5 protein-coding genes are annotated in these 8,979 nt (G+C 71.4%); all 5 read left to right on the plus strand.

Annotated elements, in window-relative coordinates; translation table 11 throughout:
• Positions 1 to 580: RICIN domain-containing protein (locus ACWDX9_RS54925; RefSeq protein WP_449970459.1), on the plus strand; the 580-nt coding region annotated here is incomplete at its 5' end.
• A complete protein-coding gene (locus ACWDX9_RS54930) occupies positions 577 to 1,587 on the plus strand; it encodes a hypothetical protein (protein ID WP_449970462.1) in 1,011 nt (336 codons plus the stop codon). The genes ACWDX9_RS54925 and ACWDX9_RS54930, both read left to right, overlap by 4 nt.
• 75 nt (positions 1,588 to 1,662) lie before the next feature.
• The gene (locus ACWDX9_RS54935) at positions 1,663 to 4,056 is read left to right on the plus strand and encodes a S8 family peptidase (protein ID WP_449970465.1); all 2,394 of its coding nucleotides are present in this window, start codon (positions 1,663 to 1,665) and stop codon (positions 4,054 to 4,056) included.
• Positions 4,057 to 4,124: 68 nt separating this feature from the next.
• Positions 4,125 to 7,868, plus strand: a complete 3,744-nt coding sequence (locus ACWDX9_RS54940) for an SGNH/GDSL hydrolase family protein (protein ID WP_449970468.1) — start codon at positions 4,125 to 4,127, stop codon at positions 7,866 to 7,868.
• Between the two features lie 20 nt (positions 7,869 to 7,888).
• Positions 7,889 to 8,842: an alpha/beta hydrolase gene (locus tag ACWDX9_RS54945; RefSeq protein ID WP_449970471.1), complete on the plus strand. Its 954-nt coding sequence runs from the start codon at positions 7,889 to 7,891 to the stop codon at positions 8,840 to 8,842.
• Positions 8,843 to 8,979: the final 137 nt, after the last annotated feature.

Below are 8,979 nucleotides of genomic sequence, written 5' to 3' on the forward strand. Positions count from 1 at the left end.
TCCGGCGGTCCGCCCGGCCACGCGGACCGCGGTGACGGTCGTCGCCGCGGTCGCGACCGCGGCGACCGTCCTCCCGGCCGCCGCGCACGCGGACGGCACGTACCGCTGGCAGAACGAATACACGCGCCAGTACCTGGAGGTGTACAACAAGTCGAAGGCCAACGGCGGCATCGTGTCCGTCTGGCCCTACAACGGCGGCAAGAACCAGCTGTGGAAGGACACCAAGACCAGCGCCGGCTACTACCGCGTCCGCAACGTGAACAGCGGCAAGTCCATGGACCGCTGGAACTCGACCTTCTCCCCCAGCTACAACGGCGCCGCGTGCCCGGTCACGCAGTGGAGCTGGTGGGGCGGGCTCCAGCAGCAGTGGAAGGGCCGCAGCGTCTACAGCCGCATCTACAGCCGCCGATTCCTCATTTGGTACAACTGGCAGGGCTGCCGGGGCGACATCTGGCACGACACTCTGGGCGTGCTGCAGCCCTTCCATTACTCCAACGTCATTCTCTACTCGCGCGATTACTGCACCGAGGGCCGCTGGATCGGCAAGGGCGAGTGCTTCTGGAGGAGGAACGGCAAATGAGAAAGGGCACACCACCGCTGCTGGCCGCCGGGGCCGTCCTGCTGACCATCGGAGCCGCCGCGTTCAGCCTCCATCCGGCCGCGTCCAGCTCCGCCACCTCGTCGGCTCTCGACCCCGACCCCCTGCCCACCACGGGCGAGGTTCTGCCGGTTCCCGGGCCCACGGGGACGCTCGGGCCGGAGCCGTCCCCGATCCCGGAGCCGGTGCTCACCGCCGTCCCGCCGGATCCGGGCCTCCCGATGCCGCTCGATCCGTACATGACGTCGATGGCCGACATCCACACCATCGACCTGGCCAAGGACGCCGCGACCGCCACGTGCATGCAGTCGCTCGGCTTCTCGGCCTGGACGGCGGGCGTCGTACGGAACTGGAACCCCGAGGACTACGTGGAGGCGGATCTGATCGAACCCCTCGACGCCTCCGCGGCCTCCCGGTCCGGATACCCGCGGCCCGCGCTCGACCCCGCGGCGGCGGCCGCCGCTTCGGAGCCCGCGGACCAGCGGGCCCCCACACCGGAGGAGATGCAGGCCTACGACGGCACCGCCGCCACGACCGGGCCGGGCGAGGCCATCCCCCAGGGCGGCTGCGCGACGAGCGGCGAGGCCCGCGTCCTGGGCCAGGACCACGCCCTGGCCGCCGACCCCCGGCTGCTGGCCGACGACGCGAGCTTCCTCGCCCTGGAGCACACCGCCGTCGCACGGGCCCTGACCCAGTGGGTGAGCTGCATGACGGCCAAGGGGTACGCCTACGACAGCCCGATGAGCGCCCGCGCCGACCTCCGCTGGGCCAACCGGGAGCCCGGTGTGGCCGCCACTCAGGCGGAGAAGCAGGTCGCGGCCGACGACGCCGCCTGCGCGAACGGGGCCGACCTGCTGCCGACGTACCGGGCGGCGAAGCGCGCCTACGAAGAGATCATGGTGCGGGACCAGCGGCAGTCGCTGACCGAGTCGCTGTCCGTCTTCACCACCTGGGTGCAGCGTGCCAAGGCGGTGCTGGCCGGCCGGTGATCCGCCGGACCGTCCTCGCGGCCGGGCCCGCGCGGGAACTGTGCCAAGGCACGTCCTACGTCGAGCGGAGATCGCATGAAGCAACACCTGGTCCGCCGCCTGATCACCGCGGCCACCCTCGTGACGGCCCTCGTGACGGCCCTCGTGACGGTGCCGCTCATGCCGTCGCAGGCGGCCTCCGCGGCGGCGCCCGGCCCTCGCGTGGATCCCGAGCTGGCGGAGAAGCTGTCCGCGGGCGGCGAGGTCCGCGTGAACGTGGTGACGCGGGACCGCGCCGACCTGTCCGCCGCGGCCTCCGCGGTCGGCCCCGGCCAGGTGATCCAGACGCTGTCGCGATTACCGGTGCTCACGCTGCGCGCCGACCGGGCGGACGTGCAGCGGCTGGCCGGACAACCGGGCGTGGTCAGCGTGTCGGAGGACGTGCCGGTCCCGCCGGCGCTCGCCGAGAGCGTGCCCCTCATCGGCGCGGACCGTACCCGGGAGGCGGGGCTGACCGGTGAGGGCAGCGTGGTGGCCATCCTGGACTCGGGCGTCGCGGTCCACCACCCCTTCCTCGGCGGGCGTGTCGTGGCCGAGGCGTGCTTCTCCCCCACCGACCCCGCCTACGGAGCCTCCAGCCTGTGCCCGGACGGCGCGGACCAGCAGGAGGGGCCCGGAGCGGCGGACGCCGACAGCGGGCCGTGCGCGTACGTGGACTGCGGCCACGGCACCCACGTGGCCGGAATCGTCGCCGGCCAGGAGACCGGCGACGCGGCGGGCGGGGTCGCCCCGGGGGCCGATCTCGTCGCCGTTCAGGTCTACAGCAGGTTCGACTCCTTCTCGTACTGCGGGACCGCCGGGCCGCCGTGCCTGCTGAGCTTCGTCAGCGCCCAGCTCGCGGGGATGGAGAAGGTTCTGGAGCTGATCGACGAGGGCGTCCCCGTGGCCGCGGTCAACCTGAGCCTGGGCAGCGGCAGGTACACCGCCCCGTGCGACGACGATCCGCGCAAGCCTCTCATCGACCGGCTGCTCGTCGCCGGGGCGCCCACGGTGGTGGCCGCGGGCAACAACGGCTACACCGATGCCGTCAGCGCTCCGGCCTGCGTCTCCTCCGCCATCGCGGTGGGCAGCACCACCGATCAGGACGAGGTGTCCTCCTTCAGCAATCGGGGGCCGCTGCTGGACGTGTTCGCTCCCGGGTCGGACATCGTCTCGTCGGTGCCCGGCGGCCGGTGGCAGTCCAAGAGCGGCACGTCCATGGCCGCCCCGCACGTCGCCGGGGCCCTGGCAGTGCTGCGCCAGGCCCGTCCCGACGCCACGCCGTCCGAGATCGAGGCGGCGCTGGAGGACACCGGCAAGCCCATCGTGTACGGCGGCGGCACCACTCCCCGGATCCAGCTCGACGAGGCCGCCCTGGGCTCCGCCGCCCGCCCCGGTCCGCACCAGCTCTTCCAGGTCCGCACCCGCATCCTCAGCAACGCCCAGATCAGCGCCAACTCCACGATGACGGTCCCGGTCGCGGGCGTCGCCGGGCTTCCCGCCGGCGGCATCGCCGCCGTCGCCGTCAACATCGCCGCCAAGGGCGACTTCTTCAACACCGGCTCGCTGGCCGTCTATCCCTCCGGCGAGCCCGAACCGGAGGGTGACGTGCTCTTCTACGACGCCACCCGGTACGCCTCGACCATGGTCATGGCGAAGGTCGGCGACGACGGCACGCTCAAGCTGGAGAACCGCAGCGGCCAGGCCGTCCGCGTCTACCTCGACGTGCACGGCTACACCCTCGACCACGCCGCGGCCACCCTCGGCGGCACCTACCATCCGGTCGCGCCGTCGCGCATCGCCGACCGGGTGTCGGTTCCGGCGCTGGGAAATCTCGAGCTGACGACGCCCGGCCCGCCCTCCCCGCAGAGCGTCGCCCTGACGGTGCTGGTGAAGAGCGCCTCCACCGGCACGATCCGGGTCTATCCCGCCGGTGAGGCCTTCCCCGCCGACGCCAACGTCGACTACCCCGCCAACACCCCCGTGCAGTTCTTCACCATCGTCAGACCCGGCGCCAACGGGAAGATCAATCTGCATAACCTGGGCGGCGGCGCGGCCGAGGTCTCGGTCGAGGTGAGCGGCTACTACACCGCCGCCGAACGCGCCTCCCTCGTCAAGGCGGTCGCCCCGGTCCGGGTGGCCGGCGGCGTGACGGTCGCCCCTGGCGGCACGTACGTGCTGCGGCCCTCCGGCAGCGGCGAGGTCCCCTCGTCGGGTGTCTCGGCCGTCGGCGTCGCCGTCACCGCCGGCGGAACGGCGAACGGCACGGTCGAGGTCATTCCCCCGGACGGCGCGGCCGCCGTACGGGCGGTGGCGTACGCGGCGGGCAGGAACACGGTCGGCTTCGCCACGGCCGCGCTCCGCCCGGACGGCACGGTCGTGCTGAGAAACACCGGCGCCTCGCCGGTGACGATCTCCGTGGACGTCTACGCCTACTACGGCAACAGGTAGCCCCTCCCCAGGCTCTGCGGCTCCGCCGACTGCCCCAGCGTCATCCGCCACCCCCCATGGAGCCCATCATGAACAGATCCACGATCAGAGCGCTCGGCATCGGCGCGGCCGCCGTGCTGTTCACGGCCGGGCTCACCCTTCCGGCGGACGCGGTCGTTCCTCCGAGCACCGCGTCGCCGGAGAAGCCGTCCTCGTCGGTGGCTCCGGCCGAGCGGGACCGCGTGCTGGCCGCGGACTGGCGTACCTCGCCGGACCTCGCCTGGAGCACCGAGGGCGACGCGACCGGCTTCCACCTGCTGACGGCCGAGGAACGCACCGGCTACACCTGGCGCACGCTGGCGACGCTGAGCGAGCCGGGCTTCGACACCGACCGCTGGATCGGCAATGTCTGCTTCACCGCCTCCGGCAGCAAGGCGGTGGCCGTCTACGCGCCGCGCGCCTTCACCAACCAGGCGGACCTGTTCGACCGCGGGGCCTTCACCGCGCTCATCGACGTGCCCACCGGCAAGGTCACCAAGCTGCCGATCCGCTCCTCGCTCGCCTATTTCAATCCCGGCTGCGGACAGGGAGAGCGCAGTGTGATCACGCAGGCCAAGGGAGGGGGTGAACCGGGAGACGCACCGTCGCGCACCCGGCTGTCCGTACTCGACGCGACGTCGGGACGGCTGGCCGCGCCCGTCGAGCGGGCCGGGCAGGTCACGTCCGCCATCCCCGTGAACGGCGGCATCGTGGCCGCCACCGGCAGCAGCCTGCGGTTGTTTCCCGCGCACGGCAAGCCGCGCGAACTCGCCAGGGCGGCGTCGGTGCCGTTCAGGCTGGCCGCCGACGCCGACGGCGGCGTGGTGTTCATGGAGTACCAGGGGGAGGTCGCCCGCGTGCGCCGCGTGCCGGTCGCCGGAGGCGAGGCGGCGGAGCTGGCCTCGGGGCCGCTCACCGACGTCAACGTGAGCGCGGGAACGGGCGGGAAGGTGTTCCTCACCGGGAGCCTCACGCCCGCGCGGCCGCTGCCCGCCCCCGTGACCCGCGTGGACGTTCCCGCCGCGGCCACGCTCTCGTCCCACGGACGGCTGGCCGTCCTGCCGCAGAAGCGGCCCTCGATGGGCTCGGGTCAGGAGCCGTCCGAGGAATGGGTACGGGCGATGACCTCGCAGCCCCCCGGCGAACCCCAGGTCGTCCACCTGAAGACCAAGATCACACCCACCGGCGGGGAGACCGACTTCACGGTACGAACCTCGGACCGCATGCCCGTCACCGATACCGCCACGGGCCGCGGGGCAGCGGCGGCCGCCACCGGTTCGGGGACCGGCACGGTCGACACCGGCGCCTACTGTTCCGTGCCGCGCAACGATCCGTACACGCAGGTGTACCAGCCGACGCCGCGCCAGGTCGAGTGGGCCGCGGACCAGGCGGTGGTCGGCAACCTGACGATGCTCCGCCCGACCGGCTGGAAGCAGTCGGGCCTGACGCAGTGGAGACCGCAGGGCGAGTTCCCGCCGCTCTCCCTGGCGGGCGGCGGCCGGGTTCCGGTACAGGTGTTCCTCGGCATCATGTCGCAGGAGTCGAACCTCTGGCAGGCCACGGGCCACGTGCTGCCGGGAAGCACCGGCAACCCGCTGGTCGGCAACTACTACGGCCGCGAGCTCTACAACGACGATCCGTCCGACGACTGGGTGATCAACTGGGACAAGAGCGACTGCGGATACGGCATCACCCAGATCACCGACGGCATGCGCAAGCAGGGCCACGAGCGTCCCTGCAAGCCGGACGAGAACTTCTGCGAGGTCGCGCTGCCCGCCTGGCAGCAGCGGGAGATCGCCGTCGACTACGCCACGAACATCGCCGTCGGCCTGCGCATCCTGCAGGACAAGTGGAACCAGACCCGCAACGCCGGCCTCATCCACAGCAACGGCGACTCGGCGTGGCTGGAGAACTGGATCTTCGCCATCTGGGCCTACAACTCGGGCTTCCACCCGGACAAGCAGGACGGCTCGCCGTGGGGTGTGGGCTGGGCCAACAACCCCGCCAACCCCGTCTACCCGGCCAACCGCCACTTCTTCAACAGCAATCCGCACGACCCCGCCGAGCCGCAGCTCTGGCCGTACGAGGAGAAGGTCATCGGCTTCGCCGCCTACTCCATCTCCACCCCTGACGGCCCCGGTTTCCGCCCCGCCTGGTGGGTCAGCGGCGATGACCGCAACGCCGCCAAACCTCTCCTCACGTCCTTCTGCGACCCGGGCAAGAACGACTGCGACCCGGGCGACGCGGCCGCGCCGTGCAAGCACAAGGACGCCTCCGGCCAGTACGACCTGAAGTGCTGGTGGCACACCCCGACGTGGTACCGGATGTGCGGCAGCGGCGTGTGCGGCCACGAACTGCTGCGCTTCGACACCTCCTATCCCGAGCAACCCGACGGCACCCACTACACGCCCAACTGCTCGCTCAGCGGCATCCCGTCCAACGCCTACGTCGTGGACGACGTGCCGTCCTCGGTGCCCATCGTGCGCGCGGGCTGCAGCAGGACCTGGGGCAACCACGGCTCGTTCACGCTCTACTTCAACGAGACCGACCCGGCGCCGTACGTCTCCAGAGTCGACTTCCACCAGCTCGGCGGCGGCTTCGGCGACCACTTCTGGTTCACCCACACCAGGGACGCCACCAATACCGGCCAGCTCAAGTTCGGCGTCACCGGCGTCTGGCGCCCGCCCAGCTCCATGACCGGGTGGACGCGCATCAAGGTGCACATCCCGGAGGTCGGCGCGCATACCCAGCTCGCCGACTACATCATCGATCCCGGCGGCAACGCGCCGACCCGGCATCGGATCGTGGGCCAGTACTGGCAGAAGAACACCTGGGTGGATCTCGGTGTGTTCCAGCTCAACTCGGGCGCCAGCGTGTCGCTCAGCAACCTGACCAGACGTGAGGAGGGCCGCAACTGGGACTGGGACATCGCCTTCGACGCCATGGCCTTCATCCCGACGAGCAAGCCCAAGGTCGACTACGTGGGCCTCGGGGACTCCTATTCGGCGGGGCAGGGCAACGAGCCGTACGACGAGGTCAGCAACTTCACCCTGGGCACCCGCGGCTCGACCTGCCACCGGTCCAAGGCCGACGCCTACGCGCGGATGGTCAGATGGCCCGGCTCGTCCAGCACCATCGAGAGCGAGGCGAGGACCGGCAACGGCACCACCGGCTTCGCCCTGCTGGCCTGCTCGGGCGCCCAGACCAAGCACGTCACGGGCGACGCCTACGCCAACGGCGAGCCGCCGCAGATCGACCAGGGCTACCTGGACGCCGACACCGATCTGGTGACCCTGACGATCGGCGGCAACGACGCCGGCTTCTCCGACATCATCAGCCGCTGCAGCCTCGGCCTCAACTGCCGCGACGACAGCACCGAGCACGCCATCGCCGCGCTCGACGGCCCGCTCACCGACACCTACACCAAGATCCACCAGAAGGCGCCGAACGCCCGCATCATCGTCCTGGGCTACCCGCACCTGTTCAACGTGCAGAACGAGGCGCCGCTGAACTGCATCAGCTCCTTCCGCATCGGCCAGCTCGACGCGCTGTGGCTCAACGACATGACCGACAAGATGAACGCCGTCAGCGCGGCCGCCATCACCCGTTTGCGCCAGGAGGGGGTCGACATCTCCTTCATCGACCCGGTACCGGCCTTCACCGGCCACGCGATCTGCGACGACGACCCCTACGTGCGCGCGATCGACATCACCACCGACGGGGCCTCCTACCATCCCAACCCCGCGGGCCAGCGAGCGTACGCCGCGCTGGTGCAGTCCGCGCTGAACAGCTGACTGAAAGGTGAGCACCAGTCATGTCGATCCTCATCTCGCACCCGCTGGCGGCGCTCATCCTGCTGCTGACCCTCGCCGGCCCGGCCCAGGCCACATCGCCGTCCTCCGAGGTCACCGAGACGGTGATCAAGGAGGGGCGCATCCTCGACCTCACCATCGCCTCACCGCTGATCAACGTCCCGGGCAAGGTGCGGTTGCTCCTGCCACCCGGCTACAGCAAGACCGCGACGCGCCGCTGGCCGGTGCTCTGGTTGCTGCACGGCGGCGGCGGCTCCTACACCGACTGGACCGCGCAGGGCGACGCCGACGCGATCGTGGGCACCCGCGACGTGCTGGTGGTCATGCCCGATACCGGCACCTGCTCGGGCTACATGGACTGGAAGGACCCGGCCCTTCCGCCGCACAGGTGGGAGTCCTTCCACATGGGCGAGCTCTACGACCTGCTGAAGAACGAGTACCGCGCCGGCGACCGGCAGGCCATCGCGGGCCTGTCCATGGGCGGCGGCGGAGCCATCGGATACGCCGCCCGCTTCCCCGGCAGGTTCACCGCCGCCGCCTCCTTCAGCGGAGCGCTCGACAACGACTATCCGGGCAACCCCGGCCTGCCCGCGATGGCCGCGATCGCGAGCGGCGCGCTGGCCTGCGGCGTCACCGTCGAGCAGATCTACGGCCCGGTCGGTGGTGAGCACTGGAACCGGTACAACCCGAAGCACTCGCTCGCGGCGCTGCGCGGGACGAGACTCTACATCGCCACCGGCGACGGCCAGGCGGGCAAGGACCAGGCCGGGGTGGGCAACCCCCTCCTGGTGGATCCGGTCGAGCAGTCGGTGTACGGCATGGCCACGCAGGCCATCGACAAACTGGGCGAGCTGGACATTCCAGTGCGGGTGCACATCAAGCCCTTCCACCGTCACGACTGGCCCAACTGGCAGGGTGAACTACGGCGCTCGATCGACTCCCTGCTCGGCACCTGAATGGGGGCCGCGCTCCTTGGGCGAGCCCGTGGACATTCGCCAGGGCCGGGGCTCCGGCCCGGGTCCGCCCGCCCCGCGGGCGGGGCCGGCGCCGGCCCGGGACCGCGCGCGGCGGGTGGGGGGGGCGCCCCGGCCGG

Source organism: Nonomuraea sp. NPDC003201, from assembly GCF_053590415.1.

Bases quoted from the DNA above. Each gene is read 5' to 3' on its own strand.
- ACWDX9_RS54930 (WP_449970462.1), top strand. From the start codon at position 577: ATGAGAAAGGGCACACCACCGCTGCTGGCCGCCGGGGCCGTCCTGCTG.
- ACWDX9_RS54935 (WP_449970465.1), top strand. From the start codon at position 1,663: ATGAAGCAACACCTGGTCCGCCGCCTGATCACCGCGGCCACCCTCGTG.
- ACWDX9_RS54940 (WP_449970468.1), top strand. From the start codon at position 4,125: ATGAACAGATCCACGATCAGAGCGCTCGGCATCGGCGCGGCCGCCGTG.
- ACWDX9_RS54945 (WP_449970471.1), top strand. From the start codon at position 7,889: ATGTCGATCCTCATCTCGCACCCGCTGGCGGCGCTCATCCTGCTGCTG.